Consider the following 21,533-nt stretch of genomic DNA (forward strand, 5'->3'; position numbering starts at 1 on the left):
ATAATCAATTTGAAGGGTGAAATAGCATATTAGCTTCGTTAAAAATTTCTGATTTAGAACAACCAAATAGCAAAATTTTTGCCTTGCTACTAAAGCTATTTTCCCGCTTCAAGATAGATCATTTACTTAATACAACTGGTATAAAGACTAAACCCAGAGCGGGTTACTGAAAAAGATTTATAGCGTTAACAAAAATGTGTGGCTATTTGGCCACACATTTTACGTCTACTGTTAAGTCATTTTGGTAAGGTCTTGGCTCTAATGGCATCTTATCAAAGCCTTGGACGCCACCAAGTAATGTCAATTGTGGGTTACTGCCTTGGCATAAGCGTTTGGCATGGCGCAGCAAAAATACGCTTTGTTGCCTAAAATGCGCATAACTATCTGGCTTAATTGCCAGTCGAAAGTGGTCATCGTTATACGTGGTTTGCTCATAATGTACTTTGTGGTCAAAGTCATAGAGCTTTTCAGGTTCGCCTCGTGGAACCGGTGTATATTGGCATGCCGAGAGCAGTGTTGCACTTACAATTAGGGAACTTAGCTTTAATGAATTTAGTCTCAATGATAACTTACGCATAACCATCCTTTTAGTCTGCTACATTACTAGTATATCACATGGGAGATTAGCCACTTGCTTAACCAACTTAAAAAACTATTTCAAAGCTTGCAGGAGTCATCACCGAAACAAGAAATCGACTTTAATACCGCGCTTGCTGCGTTGCTGGTTGAAGTGATGCGAGCGGACGGCAAACTACAACAGTCGGAGTTCGATAAAATTGCGGAGCTACTCAAAACTCGTTGTGAATTGCCTGAACCACAAGTCAGTGCACTGATAACGCAAGCACAGCAATTGGTGGAACAGGCAGTAGATATGTATTCTTTTGCCAAACAAGTGAATAACCACACCAGCGACATTGAACGCATCGAGGTTATTGAGCTATTGTGGCACGTTGCTTATGCAGATGGCGAACTCGACAGCCATGAAGACCATATCATTCGGAAAATAGCCGGGCTGTTTTATGTTGCCCATGCCGATTTTATCGCAGCAAAGCTTCGCGCACAGCCAGAGTGATCGGTGCGCTGCTTTATACTAATCAATTGCTAATGGCTAACTAACTCCGTTTGGCAGCTACTGATAGCTTCTTTGATCATAAAGTTGACTAAGGTAGGAGAGATTTTATAAAGGTTGGCTATTTCTTTCTGTTTGAGTCTCCCATGACGATAAAAAGAAAGAATGTTTTGATGGCGGCGAGATAGCTTTCCAATTGTATCGTTGATCTTTCCACTCAGCTGCTCACTTTCATATTTAGATTCAACATCTATTTGGTGGTCAGTCAGTTGGTCAAAGTGACTGGCCTCAATATCAACTAAATTTTCACGATTGAACTTTCTCAACATATCGATAGCGATATTTCGTGCAACTTGATAGCAAAAACTAGTTGCATTTTTGACGGCTTCATTCTGGCTTGTAGACATGCCAGCTAACCGAATATAGGTATCTTGCAAGGCATCTTCAGCTAAATACGGACAGCGTAAAATACTGGATAGGTATACAAGTAATTTTGACTCGTTTTCAGAGATAACACGCGACCACTTAACCGCAAATTGAGACACAGCTACTTACTCCTTAAGCATTTCAAAAATAACAACAACGCAAATGATAATAATTATCAGTTATTCTATTTTTTATAAATGAGGGCTGTCAAGTGCAAAGTTTACTTTTTGTGTTTTATTTTTTTCTTATGATTAACAAAAGTATTGGTTTTGGGGATTTAACCATCAACGAAACTGCAATGCTGAGCGCCTAAGTTTCATTTTGAGTGAAATAAAACTAAATAATTTTGCAGTTGAGGCGTCATTGCTAGCAACTTCGTTTATTTACAGTCTGGGTAAAAGTTATGAGCTTTGATAATGAAAATAGCACATTTAAAGTATTGATTAATCATGAAGAACAATACTCTCTTTGGCCAAGTTATAAATCAATTCCTGGAGGATGGCGTGAAGTAGGTTGTGAAGGAGACAAGCAGACTTGTCTTGATTACATCAATCAACATTGGACTGATATGAGACCACTGAGCTTACGTCAAGCTTTAACAAGCTGATTGCCCTAATTACCTGTTATCCATTTAGTATCGATGATTTTGTAATTTTTATGTTGCAATAGATCAGCCTATTTATCCGATTTTTTCGTTAGCAGGCGTTAGAACGTGGCTGGATACCATTCAAAACGTCGGTGATTTACGGAGTAAACTATGTCCGCCATTACAATAACTGACCATCTTATACATCATGCTGAAACCCAGCCTAATCAACTTGCGCTGGTTTGTGTTGAGCGCAAATTGACTACGCAGTGGACTTATCAAACGCTACTTGAAAAAGTGATGCTTGTTGCCAGTCATTTTCAACAGTATGCAAAACCAGGAGATAGAGCCCTGATTTTGATGGAAACTGGTATTGAGTACGTAGCCAGCTTTTTAGCCTGTCAGTATTGTGGGATCACTGCTATTCCTAGCTTTCCTCCTGAATCGACGAAGCCACAACATCTCGCGAGAACCATAGGGATCGCCAAAGACGCCAGTGCGACTTTAATTCTCACCACTGCCCGCTTCAGTGAGACGGTACAAGCACTGACCGAACAAACTTCTGGTGCGTCCATGCTAAGTGTTGATGAGCTGGAAGAGATAAATATATCAGCTCAACGTGCCAATACAGCGCCAAGTGACATTGCATTTTTGCAGTACACATCAGGTTCAACAGCAACACCTAAAGGGGTGATGGTCAGTCATGAGAACCTAATTGCGAATGAGCGAGCGATTAGTGAGCGGATGGAGACGACGAGCAGCGATGTCATGGTTAGCTGGTTGCCGCTATTTCATGATATGGGGTTAATTGGAGGTTTACTACAACCTTTATTTATGGGCTTTCCTTTGGTATTGACTTCTCCTCGTTACTTTATGGAAAGGCCTGTAAGGTGGTTGCAACTACTAAGTCAGTACAAGGGGACTATCTCTGGAGGCCCTGACTTTTCATTTCGATTATGTTTGGAGAGAGTAAAGGAAAAAGTGTTAGAAGAGCTCGATCTTAGTCATTGGCGAGTTGCATACTCTGGGGCTGAACCCATCAGACACGATACACTCATTGACTTTGCTGAGCGCTTCTCTGCTTGTGGTTTAAACAAGCAGGCTATATACCCGTGCTACGGACTCGCTGAAGGAACATTGATGGTGACTGGCAGTCATGCCAATCAAGGCGCGTATGTGACGGCATTTGATAGCGCTAAATTAGCCGCAGGTATTGCAAAGTCGGTTCCAAGTCAGGACTGGAGAAATACAGAACATTATCGCCATCAAGTCGGCTGCGGTATCGTCGCCAGTGAGCATTTCTTACGTATTAGCGATCCGCAAACTCATCAGCAACTTGCAGATGGTTTGATTGGAGAAATATGGACTGCAGGTCCCAGTATCGCAGTAGGATATTGGCAAAACGAAGAAGCGACACGAGCCACATTTATCGAGCTAGATGGCAAGCGTTGGTTAAGAACAGGTGATGTGGGTTATATCTACGATGACCAACTCTTTATCTCAGGAAGAGAAAAAGATCTAATCATCATGAATGGCCACAATGTCTATCCCCAAGATATCGAAAGAGTGATTGAAGCTGAATTGAGCTTTGTGCGTAAAGGTCGAGTGTCAGCATTTCCAGTTCCAAGCGCGGAAACTGGAGAAGGGATTGGCCTTGCTATCGAGACCACGAACAGCTATCGAAACACTGTTGCGGCGGAGCTCACTGCTGAAGTAGTAAGAAACTTTATTAGTACGCAATTCGGCCACAGTCCCGAACTCGTGCTACTGCTTGATCAGGGCACATTGCCGAAAACATCTAGCGGAAAATTGCAGCGTAGCGCTTGTCTTAAGTTATATCAAAGAGCGCAGTTGGTGCCATACGGTGCTTTCGATAGCGAAGCGTTGCGCAATCTTGGGCAAGTAGAATGTACGGTAGAAGCATGGTCTGATTTTGAACAAGCGATCGCTAAGTCGTGGCAGCAGGTACTCAACTATCCAGTGACAAATAACCGAGCTAACTTTTTTTCTTTAGGCGGGAATTCACTAAAAGCGGTACGTTTAATTGCGTTGGTTCAAACACAGTTTGATTGCCAACTGGAGACGACTTGTTTATTTAATGCCCCTGAATTTGGTGATTTTTGTGAGCTTGTCAAGCACAGTAAGGCGCAGAACAAGAACAGGCATCAGTTACTCCCAACGCATCAGATAGATCATCCTTTGAGCGCCCAACAGCAAAGGCAACTGTTTTTATGGCAACTGCAGCCTGAAAGCAACGCCTATCATATTGGGGCAAAAACCACTTTATTAGGCCCAGTGTCAATTGAGCATGTAGAGCAGGCTTGCCGTGTGGTGTTTGCCCGCCACCCAATCTTGAGACAGCAATTTATGAAAAGTGAAAATGGGCAATGGCGACAGGCTGCGTCATCTCGTCCATTGAACTGGTGTGTTGAAGATATGTCACATTTATCTCAGCAGCACCAATCCAGTTGGATTGATAAATGGTATCAAACTCCCTTTGCCCTTATGGAGGGAGACTGTTTCAGGGTTGCACTGGTGGAGATTGCGCCGCGACAGTTTACTTTATTGGTAGCGATGCATCACATTGTGGGGGATGCATGGTCCTTCGAGCTGTTAATAAAGCAAATAGCTGATATATATCATGCGCTTGAAAAAGGCACTGAAGTAAATATCGAGCAGAGTTTACTGCAGTACGGTGACTTTGCTCAATGGCAGCAAGATTGGCTCGAGAGTGCGGATGCAAAACAGCAACAGGCATACTGGCTCGCACAGCTATCAGGTGATGGGGATGAGGAGCTTATCACTACGCAGCGTGAAAAAACACAGCAAGGGTTACAATCTAGATCGCTATGTGAGCAATTAGATTATCGCCAAGTTCAGCAACTCCAAGCCTTTTCACATCAGCAAAGTGCAAGTTTGTACATGTTGTTGTTAGCATCTTTGCAGGTTACGTTTTATCGTTTATATGGTAAATCAAAGCCACGAGTTGGCGTTCCTGTCGCAAATAGACGCAGTGCCTCGACTCAAGAAATGTTAGGTTTTTTTGTTAATACGCAAGTGCTTACTGCAGATATTAATCCTGCCATGACGTTCGGTGATGTGATAGCTCAGGTAAAACAGCGAGCGCTAGAGGCGCAACAGTATCAAGATTATCCATTCGAAAAACTAGTCGAGTTGTTAAATCCAGATCGCAAGCTTGGGCACAATCCGTTATTCCAATTTATGCTTAACCACGTTGAGTACCAAGCCAACCCTTGGTGTGAAAGTGAATCTGTGGAAGCAAGTACTGTGGAAGCGCTCAATCAAGAAGTACAGTTTGACTTTAGCTTAGATTCTAGATTATTTAATGAAGGCCACCTTGATTTAGAGCTTCAGTATAACGGTACTCTGCTCTCAAAAGCGCAGATGCAAAACTTTATGCAAAGCTGGCTCACCCTGCTACAACAGGCAATTCGACACCCCAATGAAGCGATTGCAGAGTTAGTGATGGTGACACAAGAGGACGCATTATTAGCACTTGGGAAGGGCAAAGCGAGCACTGAAGAAAAAATCGACTGGCTGTCGCAAATTGCGCAACATGCGAATGTAAGCGCGGAAGCAACTGCCATTATTTATCGCAATGAAGATTATAGCTATAGCTGGCTGTGGCAACGCGCATCGAGTGTTGCACACAAACTTTCCGCTGCGGGCGTTGGAGCGGAAAGCGTGGTGGGGATCCTGTTACCTCGAACGCCTGAGATGCTGGCCTGTACCCTAGGATGCCTACTTGCTGGTGCGGGTTATTTACCATTAGATGCCAATTTCCCTGACACCAAATTAGCGTTCATGCTAGAAGATGCCAACTGTTGCAAACTCATTAGTGAAGATGTCTCAACTAACTCGGTATGGCAGGGCGATGTTTTTACACCTACAGAGTTATTCAACACCTTAGGACTGGCGGATGAAATAAAGGATGTTGGTGATATTAATCATTTTGCTGTGGCGTATCTAAATTATACCTCTGGCTCGACTGGAACACCTAAGGGAATAGCGATAGAGCATGGGGCGTTGGCAAAATATATTACGTCTGCAATCGACTTTATGGCGTTAACTGCAAAGGATGTGGTGTTGCAATTTGCGACTGCAAACTTTGATGCTTTCGTGGAGCAAGTGTTCCCAACTTGGACTGTGGGTGCGACCTTAGTACTTCGAGAAGATGCATTATGGGATGCACATACGCTTTATATCCAGGCGCAACGACATCGAATTACCGTCATGGATTTAAGTGCGGCTTACTGGCGTACGATCGCCGCTTCGTGGGCGCAACAAGCTAAACATCATGGTGCGCTGGCGCTTCCTTATCTTCGTCAGGTGCATTCAGGTGGTGAAGCGATGTCGACAACTGGCGTCGCTGATTGGCGGGCTGCAGGGTTAAGTCATGTCACATTGCTGAATACCTATGGGCCTACAGAGATTGTTGTAGAAGCAAGTGTATTTGATTGCACCGTACTTGAACCATCTGCCAATGTACCGATTGGTAATGCTATCCAAGGGCGACAGCTTTATGTATTAGATAGTGCATTACAGTTAGTGCCACAAGGTGAAGTAGGCGAGTTGTACGTTGGTGGTGATATTTTAGCGAGAGGTTATTGGCAGCAACGAGGATTGACAGCGTGTAAGTTTATTGCTGATCCATTTAGCCAAAATGGCGCTCGTATGTACGCTACCGGCGACTTGGTGCGTTGGCATGGAGAGCAGCTGGAGTACATAGGTCGTCAAGACCATCAGGTGAAAATAAGAGGGTTTAGAGTTGAGTTATCAGAAGTTGAAGCACAACTTTGCAACCTACCTAGCGTTAAACATGCGGTGGTACAGCTGAGAGATATGCAAAACGCAGCAAGTTTAGTCGCTTATGTTGAGGCTGATGGTGTAACCGAAGCTGAATTGAAACAAGCGTTACAGCTGCAATTACCTCATTATATGATCCCTGATGCGATTTTGGTGTTAGATAAACTGCCTCTTTCTGAGAGTGGCAAATTAGAGCGTCATAAACTACCGGATATCAAAGTGCTGCAGAGCACTGAGACACCTAAATCAAACGCAAGTGAGTTAGAACAGCAGTTAATCAAAGTATTTGCTCGCCACCTACAACGAGACTCTATTGCAGTAGAACAAAACTTTTTCGACTTAGGTGGCCACTCTCTGTTACTGATGGCGATATACGATGAACTCAAGCCTGATCATCCATCATTATCATTAACGGATCTATTCCAGTACCCAAGTATTGCCAGCTTAGCGAGTTATTTGACGACAACTGTCAGTGCGCAAACCACATCACTGCCAACGTCAAATAATAAAAAACAAAAGCAAGCTATGAGTGCCTTTGCTGCCAAGAAGCGTAAATCAAGAGAAGTGTAACTAATGACAGAGCAAACATTTAATCCTTTAGATATTGCGGTGGTGGGAATGGCTGGGCGCTTTCCTGACGCCGATAACGTTGAAGCATTGTGGCAAAACGTTCGCAATGGTCATTGCGCTATTGAGACCTTGACAGAAGAGCAGCTGACGGCTGCAGGGGTCAGTGAAGCACAGCGCAGCCACCCTGATTATGTTAACGCCTCCATCCCATTTGCAAACAAAGCTCAGTTCGATGCGGAGTTTTTTGGCTATACGCCAAAAGAAGCTACACAATTAGATCCTCAACAGCGGCTATTTCTGCAAACGTGTTGGCACGCTTTGGAGCATGCAGGCTTACCCGCAAGTGGCCAGTTCACAGGCGTATTTGCCGGTTGTGGTGTGCCAGCATACTTACTCAAACATTTATTGCCGCAGCAGCAAGACAGTGATATCACTAGCCTCTTAGCGCTCACCAATGGCAATGAGAAAGACGCACTGGCTACTCGCATTAGTTACGAACTTGATTTAACTGGACCCGCGGTAACGGTGCAAACGGCTTGCTCAACCTCTTTAGTCGCCGTACATATGGCCTGTCGAGCGTTGCAAAACTATGAGTGTGATGCAGCCCTTGCAGGTGGGGTGTGGCTCAATTTACTCGACGAACAAGGGTATCTTGCCCCCGCTGGTGGTAGCTTATCAACCAGTGGTAAGTTGAGTGCATTTAGCGAACACGCCGATGGCATCTTGATTGGCAGTGGTACTGCTGCTGTGGTATTAAAACGTGTGGAAGAAGCGATAGAAGATGGCGATCACATCTTAGCAGTGATTAAGGGATCTGCTATTAATAATGATGGTAGAGACAAGGTTGGCTATACCGCGCCAAGCGTTACGGGACAAGCTAATGCGATACGTGCCGCTTTGGAGTTTGCAGATGTAGAGCCGCGCTCTATCGGTTACATTGAGAGCCACGGTACTGGCACAAAGCTTGGCGACCCAATTGAAGTAGCAGCACTATCACAAGTTTATCAGCACACTGAAAAACAATATTGTGCCCTTGGCTCAATTAAAGCAAATATTGGTCATTTAGACTCAGCGGCTGGTGTGACTGGTTTAATTAAAGCTATTCAAGCTTTGCGCCACAAAGAGATCCCGCCAAGCATTCATAGCTCGCCTCAAAATAGTAAAATTGACTTCGAGAACAGTCCGTTTTATTTACCGAAGCACGCGCAAACATGGGATTGTGATGGTCCTCGCCGTGCTGCAGTCAGCTCTTTGGGAATGGGAGGGACCAATGCACACGTTATTTTGGAAGAGTATTTACCTGCTACTAGCGAGATCGAAAGCGCCCCCGCGCCATGGCACATTTTACCGCTTTCAGCGGCTAATACAGCCAGTTTAGCCAAGCAGCGTCAACAACTTGCAGAAGTCATAACGCAGAATCCACAGCAATTGACGCTTATAGCTGCACAGCTGCAGCATAAAAAGCGTAGGCTGCCTGCAAATCAGGCCATTGTCGCAAAAGATGAAGCGCAGGCAATTGAGTTGTTAAATCGTGAATATGCCGATGAGATAGTCAAGAAAGCAGAGCGGATAGGCTTGTTGTTTTCAGGGCAGGGCTCACAATATGTGACGATGGCACAGCCTTTATATCGTCATGTTATAGAGTTTAAGACTCACTTCGATGACGTACTAGCACGTTTCCCAAGTAAATTACGTGCAGAACTAGAAGCGATATTTTTCCCCTCCGATGAGCAGATATTAGCTGCCAATCAACTCTTAAATCAAACTAGGGTGACGCAACCTGCATTGTTTGTTGTGGCTTATGCTATGGCTAAATGCTATCAAGCGCATGGAGTACAAGTCCATGCGATGCTAGGTCACAGTATTGGTGAATATGTTGCGGCTTGTTTAGCGGAGGTGATGTCTGTAGATGATGCCATTCATCTCGTTGTTGCAAGGGGGGAAGCGTTACAGCAAATGGCAGAAGGCGCGATGCTTTCTGTTATGGCAGACGCTGATACTATTGCACCTTTCCTCAATGCTGAACTGGATATTGCAGCCTATAACAGCCCGCAAAATACGGTGGTGGCAGGAACCAAAGCGGCGATTAAAATGCTGCAAGGTGAATTGAAAGAGAAGCAGGTCAGCTGTACCCGTTTACACGTCTCACACGCATTTCATAGTCATCTAACTGAGCCTGTATTAGCAGTTTTTGCACAGGCGTTTGCAAAGGTTGAGCTAAAAGCGCCGAAAATTCCTTTTGTTTCTAATATTACCGGGGAATGGATCACAGATAGCCAAGCAAGCTCAGTACAATATTGGCTTGATCATATCCGTCAGCCAGTTGATTTTGCTAAAGGAATTCAAACACTGGCGCAAACATGTCAAGTATTAATCGAAGCAGGCCCCGGTGATACCTTACAAAAACTGAGTAGTCAAAACCTTGGTGAGAAAGCACTAGTCCTACACTCAATTGCCCATGTAAGAGACCTAAAATACAGCGTGCCCCCGTTTGCGAAAACCCTTGCTACATTGTGGCAATGCGGTCAGCATGTTGATTGGCACAAAGTTACGAAATATCCCCATGGTCAAAAGATGCTTGCACCAGAGTATGCATTTGCAAACACAAGTTTCTGGCAAGCGGCACAAGGCAACCATGATGCTGTGATTGACGCGCAGGTCTCTGAGCCTGAACTATTAGCTCCAGTGTGGCAACAGGCGATGCAAAACCTTGCGCCAAGCGCACCTTTGAGTGGTCAGCGCTGGCTAGTCGTCTGTGATGACAGCCCATTATGTGAAGCCTTATTGGAGGCGTTGAATGTAGAACAAGTTTCTATACTACAGCTTTGGCATGGTAATGATTTTGATCAGCAACAAGCGCAGGTTTATCGCGGTAATACTCAACAAATAGAAACGTTTGAGACCATTATGTCGCAATCTGGTGATATTGTTCGCGTCGTTGACTTAAGGTTACTTGGGGCAGATAACCTGGCGTTTACTAGCCACTTGGCGCTATTGCAATGGGCTTCTGAACATAAAATAGGGGTAAGTTTAGTTGCTACTGGACTTTTCTCTGTGTTGGGCAATGAAGCGGTATCACCATCAAAGGCGACGATTTTAGGTGCAACTCGAGCCTTGTGTCATGAAGTCCCTGAGTTGTTGGTACAGGTAGTTGAAGTCGCAGAGGTAGAGTCATCAACAAACAGTAAAACCTTGGTTTCAACAATACTGAAAAACTTAGCACAGAAGAGCAGCTTAGAGATTGCTGTGCGTGGTAGAAATGCTTTTAGCTTGTCACAGCATGTAGTACCCGAGGTGGTAACAACAGCATCGGGAGCGGATAATCCAGTTACCTTTATTACGGGGGGATTAGGAGGTGTAGCGCTTATTCTCGCGAATAAACTGGCGCAGCAAGGACATAAAATCGCGCTGTTGAGCCGCCGATCCATACCCACTGCGCAACAATGGCCTGAACTTGCTGTTAATAACGAAGACCCAAAAAATCAGGCATTATTTACTCAGTTGAACGAGCTAAAGGCACTCGCGCCAGACCTGATGGTGTTGCAAGGGGATGTAACAGACTTGCCTACATTAACCAATGCCATAGCCGAAGCAGAAGCGCAGCTCGGTCATATCAGTCACGTTGTTCATGCAGCCGGCGTAGCCGGAGGTGGTGTGTTATCTCAGTTAAGCCCGCAGCAAGTATCTGAAACCTTAGCTGCAAAAGTAGCGGGTGCCAATAATCTATTACAGGCATTCGCGCATCATCAACTAACGAAAATGATATTTTGCTCGTCGCTCGCCTCTGTGCTTGGCGCCTTTGGGCAAGGTGACTATTGTGCTGCAAATGCGTATCTAGATGCGCTGCCTTATCAAGCTTTACCATTCCCGGTATGCACAATCAACTGGGATGGATGGGATAACATAGGTATGGCTGCTGGGCAACAAGTGGCGAGTGGCTTGGGGCTCAATCGTGAACAAGGTGCGGCACTGTTTATGCAAGCCATCTCTGTTGACTTGCCACATCTCTACGCTGCAGCCATGAACTGGGCACAACGAGAAGCTAAGTTGCAAGAGTTACTCACTGCAGCAGCGATTGCCAATCCTAGCACTAACAGCGTGCAACAAGGAAAATCTCGTCCTGTTATGGATGTTGAATTTGAAGCGCCAGAAAGTGAGCTTGAACAACGTCTTGCAACACTATGGAGTGAGTCACTTGGCTATAGTGAAGTGGGTATTTTTGATAGCTTCTTTACACTAGGTGGTGATTCGCTTATTGCAATACAAATGATAGCGAAGGCTAAACAGGCTTTCGCTGTTGAGATAGCTCCAGCTGCATTTTTTGAAGACCCAACTATCGATAACCTAGCGTTTCTTATTGAAGAAGCGCTGCTCGCAGAGATAGAAAATCAATAACTAAAACGGGTGGCTATCACCCGTTTTTTGTATTTACTTCACCTGTTACTTAAGTCCGCCTTACTTACCCTATTCGTCAATGAATGATTTGATTTTTAAACAGTACTTATTAAAAAGGATAATTATGAATTCCAATATGCTGCTCATCCCTTTGTTGTTATTTGGCCCATTGGCCTGTCAGGCTGATCATTCGGCAGCGCAAAGTAATATAAAACACACTTCAAAACTGAAAGCCAAAATCACTCGAACCGAATTTGGTATTGCCCATGTTAGAGCCAGCAACTTACGTTCATTAGCTTTTGGTTCTGGGTATGCTCAAGCGCAAGACCATGGCTGTGTGCTTGCCGATAGCTATCTAAGAGTTCGAGGAGAGCGTGCTAAGTATTTTGGGCCTGATCACTATCAAGCTGGTGATAACCGTCATGTAATGTCTGATTATCTATATAAAATTGCTGATATTTATGGGCAGGCTAAGCTCGCTTTTCCGACGTTATCCAAAGATACTCAAGCTGCTGCAGAAGGGTTTGCTGCCGGCTTTAATTTGTATCTCACCGAAGTGCAACAAGGTAAGGCAAGGTTAGAACCAACTTGCCAAGGTGAAAGCTGGGTAAAGCCCATAACGGCTGTTGATGTACTTGCTAACATTGCCGCTGCGGGAAGCGGCGCGAGTCTTGGTCAGTTTGCTACCGCAATTTTACAAGCACACCCAGAGCAAGGTAATGCTTGGCTGCCCAGTGCATCAGAACCTCTAAAGCTAACCTCGCCGTTAGCTGCAGTCCCTGACGGCGACAAGCTTATGACACAAGGCTCAAATGCTTGGGCTATCGGTGCCGATTTTAGTGATGATGGTAAAGGGATATTAATGGCAAATCCGCATTTTCCCATGACAGGACAGATGCGTTTTTGGGCCTATCACGCCAATATCCCTGGCGAACTCGATGTGATGGGAGCATCATTGCTGGGCTTTCCGGCGGTAGTGAATATTGGCTTCAATCATAATATTGCATGGAGCCATACTTACTCAGCATCGACACAAAGTGTGATTTACCGTTTAACATTGGATAGCGCAACCCCACTTGGCTATGTGCTAGATGGTAAATCTAAACGGATTGCGGAAAAGGACATCGTTGTTGAGGTATTGAGTGCATCGGGTGAGATGCAATCTTTACATAAGCCCGTATATAAGGCTGAGGGCGGGATGCTGATTGAAATCCCAGGTGTATTAGATTGGACAGAACAGCACGCGTATATTTTAAAAAATACGAACTTAGATAATTTTGCTGCAATCGATCATTGGCTTGCGATAAATAAAGCGCAAACTTTGCAGGAATTTCAACAAAGCTTTAAAGATCATAATGGCTTAATGTTCAATAACGCGATTTATACAGATAAAGATGGACACGCATTTTATATTGATGCTGCCAATGTACCGCATTTATCATCAACAGCGCTTCGCTATTTGAATGAGAATATACAGGCAAAACAGTATTTTGAAAAATTTAGAGTGCCAGTGCTACCCGGTGATGATTCCGCTTATTATTATCAACAAAGTGTACCGTACGCAGAAAAGCCTAAGCTTGCACGTAAGGACTATGTGCAAAATGCCAATGATTCATATTGGCTTGCAAATGCCAGTGCCCCTATTGCCGAAGCTTCCCCTCTTTATGGTCAGCACAGGGTTTTACAAAGCCGTAGAACGAGATATTCTTTGGCGCAAATAAGTCATCCAATTGGTGACGAGCAAAAGTTTGATGCGGATGAAGTCACCGCAATTCTGTTAGCCAATACCGCACAAATCAAGCCGATCATTGATACTGTCATTGCAGCGTGCGAGCAAAGCTGGCAAACCAAAGAGGTTACAGTCAATGGTCAAATTTTTGCACTAGCCCCGACATGCCAAGCTCTTAAAAAGTGGGACGGGCGTTTTGAGCAGTCTTCATTGGCTGCACACTTGGTGAGAGAATTTGTCGCAAGAGTCAATGACCGAGAAGACTTCGAGGTTAGTTTCAACCCGCAGGATCCAGTAAATACCCCACGAAATATCCGTATCAATGAAGCGCTTTTCAAAGAACTAGCCATTGCTGGAGAAATTATTCGCCATGCAGGCTTTGCACTGGATGCGCCGCTTGGTGATATACAGTTTTTTGAACAGCACGGGAAGCGCTTTGCTTGGCAGGGAAATATGAATGTTGAAGGTGGACTTAACGTGTTCGCTACGCAAAATCGCCTCGATCAAACGACATTTGCTCCGATTGTAACGGCGTCAGTGATGACACCGTATAACGATAGGCCGTTGTGGAGTGGGTTATCGCAACGAGGCTATGAGTTGCACTTTGGTTCAAGTTGGATGATGGTTGTTGACTTCGATGAGTCAGGGGTGAAGGCAAAAGGCTTGTTAACTTATTCTCAATCACAGCATCCAAACTCGCTCAATGCGAATGATCAAACACAATACTATAGTGAGCAAAATAAACTGGTAGCACTACCTTTTCGCAAAGCTGAAGTTGCGGCAAAACACGTTTCTACGCAAATCATAAAACAGTGATAATACACTGAACATAAAAAGGGGCTTTGCAGCCCCTTTTTATGATTCAAGATTAAGCGAATTGCTATTAGAAGCGATACTTCATGCTTAAGTTATATGCACGAGGTTCACTATACTTTTTAGGAACGAATCCATACGTATCGTAAAACGTTTCATCCGTGAGGTTGCTGACACTCAATTTAAAGCTTAACTGCTTTGAATGATCGTACTTGATATGAGCATTTACTAGCGTTTGACTTTCTTGCTCTGCGCGTACTGCCCCGCGACGACCACCTGCTGGGAGGCCAAGATCAACACCAGGCACACTTAAAATATCTACTTTTCGGTCTGTATCCCATGTTGCATTTAAGCCGAAGCTCCACGCTTCATAGGTATATTTAGTGCTAACATTAAGCGTTTGTCTTGGTGCGTATAAGTTGATGTCTTCACCATTCTCATCAACTACATCAAAGTCACTGTAGCCAACATTAACCTGCCAATCTTCTGTAATGTTGGCATCTAATTCGATTTCAAAGCCATCCGCTTCGGCACCATCTACCGGGCGATATCTTGCAGGTCGCTGATCGGCATATTCCGGAATAACAACGCCAAAGTCTTCCTTCAAGCTGTCAAAGTAAGCCATGTTTAAGCGTAAGCGGTTATCAATTAAGTTGGCTTTAAACCCGACTTCGACATTACGCGCAGTAATAGGAGTGAGTTGCTTTAAGTTGACGTCGACTTTGTCTAGCTGAGGCTCATACGCATCGGTATAGCTCACATACGTACTGACCTGTTCATTGATGTCATAGACGAGGCCTAGGTATAAGCTTTCCCCAGTTTCGTCACCCTTATCGCTAGAGAATCCACTCCAAGCGAAATCTCGCTCATTGGTGCGCTCGTAATCGAAAAACTTGATACCCGCAATGGCATGTAAATCATCGGTTAGCACGAGCTTACTACTAATCGCTAAGCTTTGCTCTTTAGTTGTCTTATCCCAATAACCAATAAACTGCTTGTCCGTAGCGGTTAAATGTGATGCTGGATGAAGGTTATTATTGATGGATTGCAGCGGATAGAAGATAGTTCGGGTATTTTCATCTAACTCTTCATAACGATCATCCGTAGACTCAAAGTCAGCGTTTAGATAAGTTACATTCACTTGATGAGCGCGGTCAAACAGCTCAAATCGGCCAACCAAGCCTAAAATAAAGTTGGTACCATCAACGGTTTCAACCCAACGGCGATCACCACCTTGCAAACCAAGTCCGGTTTCTTTATCTGGATTACCACTGAAATAGGTCATAGTAATGTCAGCTTCCGTTTTGCTGTACTGTGCACCAAAGTTCAGTTCCCAATCTAAGTTGATTTGATGAGAAAGCTTGAAGTGATAACTTTGATGGGTATTACCATTGTAACTATCCGGGGAAGAGAGGTTGGTTTTTTTATCTACCTCAACAGAAGAACCATCAGAATAAAAAATTGGCAGTCCCCATGGTGATAGTTTTAGCTCATTATCTTGATAGTGCACGGTAAATGACGCTTCGGTATCTTCAGAAAAGTAATGGTGCAGCTGAGTGTAAGCAACGATTTTATTGCTGTTCTCTTTGTCTACGTAACTATCTTTGTCTTCATACGCGAGAATAATACGGCCTGCGAGCGCTTTATCATCGCTAAGAGCACCTGTGGCATCAACGTGTGTGCGAACTTTATTCCAAGAACCAAATTCCGCACCCACTTCAACAAAGCCATCGCGATCCGGTTGTTTGGTAATAACATTTAATGTCGCTGAGGGTTGTCCTGCTCCCGCCATTAAGCCAGCTGCACCTCTGAGTACTTCAACGCGATCATAGACTATGGTATCAAGACGACTTTCCTGGGGACCTGCGATAGAAGTCGGTAGGCCGTCTTTAACAAGTGCATTAATTAGATAGCCGCGAGAAGTAAACTCGGTATTGTCACCGGCTCCAAACTTATAACGAGAGATACCCGTTGTTTGAACCAGCACATCTTCCAAATCGTCTAGTTCAAAGTCATCCATGTACTGGTGACTTAGCACAGTAACAGACTGAGGTGTTTCCTTGATACTAAGATCTAGGCCAGTGGGGCCTGAATTACGTTTAATGGGCTGGCCCACAACATCGATCCGCTCAATGTTGTTACTGTTTTTTTCAGTGTTGGCCTGAGCGTTTGGAGAGAAGTATACCAGTGACAGCATGAGCGTTAATGCTGTTGATTGATGAGCTTTGCTTCGCATGGGTTTTTCCATTCCTGATTTTGTTATTTTGGCAATAATTGAGCGCACTGAGTGCGCTTCCCCAAGGACGAAAAGTGGAAACAAAAATTTAGTAAAAGGAATCATTTTTATTTGCGACTGTTTTTTTCATTTTTTCACTCGTCTACTTGCCAAGTAAAAGTGGCAGTTGCATTGTCCTAAATTGGAGACCGAAAGTGGAAGCACCAACGAGAAAACGCCAACGAAAAGCTAGGCTACACTCGACATCAGCCCAACAGCTAAATGACTTGATAAAACAAAGGGCAAATACAACTCAAATGAGTTTACTGAGCCGCACTGAATTGCAGGCTAAAGCACCGTTAACAGCCGCACAGCAAAGGCTTTGGTATGCCTGGAAAATAGCACCAGAAGATAAAGCTTATAATTTGGCGGGCTCTTTGTATTTCGATGGACAGTTAGATGCTGAGTTGGTGAAGCAGAGCTTTTTGGTACTGCAGGCTCGCCATGGTGCATTACAAATCCAATTTACAGAAACGCTTGAAGGTGTTTTTCAGCAGCAAAACCCTCAACTGACGTTTGAATTTGTTGCGCTGTCGCAAGCGCAATCAAGCCAAGACTTGATCACTGAGGCGCATACGCAAGCAATGCGGCCATTCGACTTGTTGTCGGACCCGTTACTACGTGTGGTATTGAGCACACAAGATAGGCGTTGCGAACTGTTAATTGTAATGCACCATATCATTACCGACGGTACTTCAATGCAAATCTTGTTTGATGAGTTTATAGATGTGTATCAATTGATTGCCCTTAACAAGGAGCCGTCTACTGAGAAAAAAGTCGACTATATTGACTATGCTTTGTGGCAATCCAAGCAAGAAAATAGCGCGAAGCTCGAACAGCAAAAACATAACTGGGTAGCACGGCTACCGAAGGGGATAGAAGCAATCACCTTACCGGCAACGGAGTCAGCAAGGCGATTAGACACCTATACAATGGCGACGCATAGTATTACTTTATCAGAAAGCGTGGCTGAGACGGTTAGCGCAGCAGCAGAGCGCTTTGGTACGACGCCTTATCTTGTGATGCTTACAGTCTTCCAAATGACATTACAACGTTATAGTGGTCAACAGGATGTGTTAGTCGGCGTGCCCGTTGCAAACCGACATTTAGCCGAAACTTTGGGTGTGATCGGGTTTTTTGTCAATACTCAAGTCAGTGCCCTACAAATTGAAGATAGCGATAGCTTTGCGACACTGATAGCGCAAGCAAAAGATCATCATCACTTCGCGCAATCTAATCAAGATTTACCATTTGAACAGCTTATCGACGCGCTAGCCGTTGAGCGAGTCAATGGCACACATCCGCTCTTTCAGGTGATGTTTAACTATTTACGTCGTGATAAACAAAGTGCCAAAAAGCTAAATAATATTGCGTTAACCCATACTCAAGCGCATCGCTTTACTATGCCGTTTGATTTGCACTTAGACATTATTGATATTCAAGATGAAGGCGTTCAGTGCCACTTTTATTACGCTAAGGAGCTATATCAAGCGGGTTTTATCGCGCAATTGCAAACTGCATTTTTGTCTGCGCTTACTCACCTTAGTGCATTAGCTGCGGTGCCCGTGACACAGGCAAGTTTATGGCAAGGTGATGTTGTGAGTCGATTGCCAAGTGGTCCGCGTGTTCAAGCGCCAGATGATTTGCTTATTCAGCTACAGCGATTTGGCCATCGGCAGCCAGAAGCGATAGCGGTTTCAGGTGCATCTGGGGCACTCACCTACAAAGAACTGGTACAACATAGTGATAAAGTTGCTGCAATACTGCAAGCGCAAGGCCTCAAGCCACAAAGCTTAATTGGGCTGAGAATGTCTCGTGATATCGCATCATTAGTGTGTATTTTTGGTATCTTAAAAGCAGGAATGGCGTACGTCCCCATTGATGCTTCATTGCCTATATCACGACAGCAGTATCTTGTTGAGAATAGTCAACTTGCACTGGTGGTGAGCGACGTTGAAGCCATACCAGAGATAAGCTGTGAGCAAGTGAGTTATCGGCAACTAATGACTAAATCGCTCACAGGTACGGTGTTGTCATCACGTCATGGTAAACAACTTGCTTACGTGCTCTATACATCGGGTTCTACGGGATTACCAAAAGGAGTAGCTGTCACCTTAGCGGGATTAAATAACTACTTAGCGGACGCAAGCTCGCGTTATATGCATGACTGTCAGCGTGCGGTAGTGAGCTCGACCTTGTCTTTTGATGCAACGATCACGAGCTTACTGGTGCCTATCTACGCGGGTAAAAGCGTGCAGATGATAAATCAAGATGACGCATTGCTAAATCATGTTGCGGATAGTATTCAACAAGCAACTGAAGATACCTTATTTAAACTCACACCTGCACACCTTGATGGTCTATTAAGCCTTGGCCGTGACATCGTTTCGTCGTGCCATCATTGTTTTGTTATAGGTGGTGATAAGTTGATGTCTGGTACTGTGAGTAAGCTTCGCCGACAGCTAATCAATAGCCGATTCATTAATGAGTATGGTCCGACAGAAACGGTGGTAGGGTGCTCCGCATATACAGTGACGCCAAAGTCGTGTACCGACTATACCGTTCAGCCTATCTCCAATGCGCTAAACAATACCGAGCTCTTTGTGCTGGACGAATACTTAAATCATTGTCCTGCCAACGCGGTTGGTGAGCTTTACATTGCCGGAGCAGGGCTTGCTCAAGGTTATGTTGGACGTGCTGATTTGACCGCTGAACGCTTTATTGCGAACCCATTTAGCGATGATGGCAGCCGTTTATATCGCACAGGAGATATCGTGCGCTACGAAGCGGATGGGACTTTGCTGTATCTTGGGCGCAGTGACAGTCAGGTTAAAATTCGCGGTTATCGTATAGAGCTTGCGGAAATAGAAGCGCAGCTTTGCGCGTTGCAAAACATCGATGAAGCAACCGTAATAGTTGATGAAAGCGTAAACTCCTCACGCATTATCGGGTACGTTGTGGCCAGTAAAATTAACGAGCAGGAAGTACTTTCTCAATTAGCAAAGCAGCTACCTCAATACATGTTGCCATCCACCATTATTGCTTTAGAGTGCTTACCACTTACTGTAAATGGCAAAGTCGATAAAGCGGCATTACCGAAAGTGGATCTTCAAGCTGATATCAACTTTGTTGCACCACAAGGAGCAGTAGAGCAATTGATTGCTGGGTTATGGCAAGCCCAGCTTGGTCTTGATCAAGTGAGCCGACACGATAGCTTTTTTAAACTAGGTGGAGATTCCATTATTGCACTACGTTTTATCGCTGCGCTTAATCAAGCGCTTGGCTACAGCATAGCGCTTAAAACGCTGTTGCTTAGTCCTGTACTGTCGCAGTTTGCAGAGGCGGTTGAACTTGAACAAGGTACTATTACAGCGTTTGAGAAAAGGCCTAAGGATCTCCCTGTAGTGGCATCACCGGGGCAAAGAAGTTTGTGGGTTGCGCATCAGCTTGCGGCAAATAAGGGCCAAGCCATGAGTTACAACATGTTTGGTGGAGTTGATTTACGCGGTAACTTGGATATAGACAAATTACAATACGCGTTAGATAAGTTGGTTGAGCAACAATCTGCGCTGCGGACGCGGTTTGAAGAAATAGAAGGTGAAATTAGACTAGTGACTGTTGCTCATAATCAAATTGTGATTGAACAACAGGATTTAATTGCATTGACTGAGAGTGCAAAAACGCATGCGCTCGCAGAACAACAGCGACAACTGTCAGCGCACCAATTCGACCTTGCAGCACTTCCCCTTATTAAAGTTAAGGCCGTTTGGCTTGCGTCAGACCATCTACGTTTGCTGGTGAATATGCATCATATTATTTCTGACGGTTGGTCCATTGCGATTTTTATTGAATCCTTGAGTCAATTTTATGGTGATACTGGTCAAGTGAAGGGGGCGGAAATTCCCTATGACTATGCTGATTTTGCGTATTGGCAACAGCAGCGTTTACTAAGTGAAGAAGCGACAAAGCAACAAAGCTACTGGCGCAATACATTACGTGATGCACCTGCGCTTTCGTTATTTCCTGCGCATAAGCCTTTATCTGATCATGCTAGCGATCTGGGAGAAGAAGTGCGATTGGTGTTATCTGTTGAGCAAAGTGAGCAGCTTAGGACGTTTGCCAAGGCACAGAATGTTTCTCTAAACTCGGTAATGATGACCGCGTACTTATTGTTCTTACAATGTGTGACCAAACAGCAAGACTTAGTGATCGGAACTGATCTTGCTGGCAGAGAAGTACCGGAGTTGGAAGCTATCATAGGTTATTTTGTGAAAGTGCTCCCTGTTAGAACCCAGCTATCTTCAGCCGCCACTATGGAAGAAGTACTGAAAGAAGTGCACCAGGCGTTAGCTGCGACGATGGAACATCAATTGATGAGCTTAGATGAAATAATTAAGCAAGTGAACCCACCCAGAAACCAGTTTAATGCACCGATCCTACAGCAACTATTTGTGATGCAAAATGCGCCAAAGCCAAGTTGGCAAGTGAAGGGGGCCTTATTTGCCCCCGCCGATATTGATTTGCCTAAGTACAGCAAGTTTGCCAATGCGTTATTTGTTACCCCTAACGACGAAATTGAATGTACTTGGTTATATCGAAAAGCACTTTATGATCAACCCGCTATGGCGGCTTGGCTAGAGCAATGGAGTCAGCTTCTATTATCTCTTACAGCAAAGCCAAATACGGTGATTAGCGAACTCTATCGTTCAATATCATCTGCTACAAACAATAAGCCAAAGCTTAACAAGTTTGCCAAATTTAAATCGCGGTAAGTGATTACTGAGTGATAACGATGAAAGCCAAGTGAGTAGACTTGGCTTTTAAAATGAAAAGTAAATTTCAA

Annotated in this window: 9 protein-coding genes; 6 read left to right on the top strand and 3 right to left on the bottom strand. The window is 44.5% G+C overall.

The annotated features are described in order from the left end of the window. Positions 1-202 precede the first annotated feature (202 nt). Complete coding sequence (locus CWC03_RS04775) at positions 203-577, bottom strand: hypothetical protein (protein WP_138580780.1); 375 nt, start codon at positions 575-577, stop codon at positions 203-205. Between the two features lie 54 nt (positions 578-631). On the opposite strand from CWC03_RS04775, the gene CWC03_RS04780 reads away from it, so the two are divergent. Further along, positions 632-1,072, top strand: a complete 441-nt coding sequence (locus CWC03_RS04780; RefSeq protein ID WP_010374385.1) for a tellurite resistance TerB family protein — start codon at positions 632-634, stop codon at positions 1,070-1,072. Between the two features lie 29 nt (positions 1,073-1,101). Here the strand turns inward: CWC03_RS04780 and CWC03_RS04785 are convergent, their stop codons facing one another. After that, positions 1,102-1,614: an RNA polymerase sigma factor gene (locus CWC03_RS04785; protein WP_138580781.1), complete on the bottom strand. Its 513-nt coding sequence runs from the start codon at positions 1,612-1,614 to the stop codon at positions 1,102-1,104. A gap of 284 nt (positions 1,615-1,898) precedes the next feature. Here CWC03_RS04785 and CWC03_RS04790 point away from each other — a divergent pair, with 284 nt between their 5' ends. From CWC03_RS04790 to CWC03_RS04805, 4 genes are all read left to right on the top strand, one after another. Further along, positions 1,899-2,102 (top strand): MbtH family protein, encoded by a 204-nt coding sequence (locus CWC03_RS04790; protein ID WP_099031308.1) that lies wholly within the window; start codon positions 1,899-1,901, stop codon positions 2,100-2,102. Positions 2,103-2,252: 150 nt separating this feature from the next. Continuing rightward, positions 2,253-7,478 (top strand): non-ribosomal peptide synthetase, encoded by a 5,226-nt coding sequence (locus CWC03_RS04795; RefSeq protein ID WP_138580782.1) that lies wholly within the window; start codon positions 2,253-2,255, stop codon positions 7,476-7,478. Between the two features lie 3 nt (positions 7,479-7,481). Continuing rightward, on the top strand, positions 7,482-11,873 hold the full coding sequence (locus CWC03_RS04800; protein ID WP_138580783.1) for a type I polyketide synthase: 4,392 nt from the start codon (positions 7,482-7,484) through the stop codon (positions 11,871-11,873). Positions 11,874-11,997: 124 nt separating this feature from the next. After that, complete coding sequence (locus tag CWC03_RS04805; RefSeq protein WP_138580784.1) at positions 11,998-14,418, top strand: penicillin acylase family protein; 2,421 nt, start codon at positions 11,998-12,000, stop codon at positions 14,416-14,418. A gap of 67 nt (positions 14,419-14,485) precedes the next feature. Here CWC03_RS04805 and CWC03_RS04810 read toward each other — a convergent pair whose 3' ends face one another. After that, a complete protein-coding gene (locus tag CWC03_RS04810; RefSeq protein WP_138580785.1) occupies positions 14,486-16,651 on the bottom strand; it encodes a TonB-dependent siderophore receptor in 2,166 nt (721 codons plus the stop codon). A 194-nt stretch (positions 16,652-16,845) separates the two neighbouring features. Here CWC03_RS04810 and CWC03_RS04815 point away from each other — a divergent pair, with 194 nt between their 5' ends. Further along, on the top strand, positions 16,846-21,462 hold the full coding sequence (locus tag CWC03_RS04815; RefSeq protein WP_138580786.1) for a non-ribosomal peptide synthetase: 4,617 nt from the start codon (positions 16,846-16,848) through the stop codon (positions 21,460-21,462). Positions 21,463-21,533: the final 71 nt, after the last annotated feature.

It is taken from the genome of Pseudoalteromonas sp. S2755 (assembly GCF_005886535.1).
Classification (GTDB): domain Bacteria; phylum Pseudomonadota; class Gammaproteobacteria; order Enterobacterales; family Alteromonadaceae; genus Pseudoalteromonas.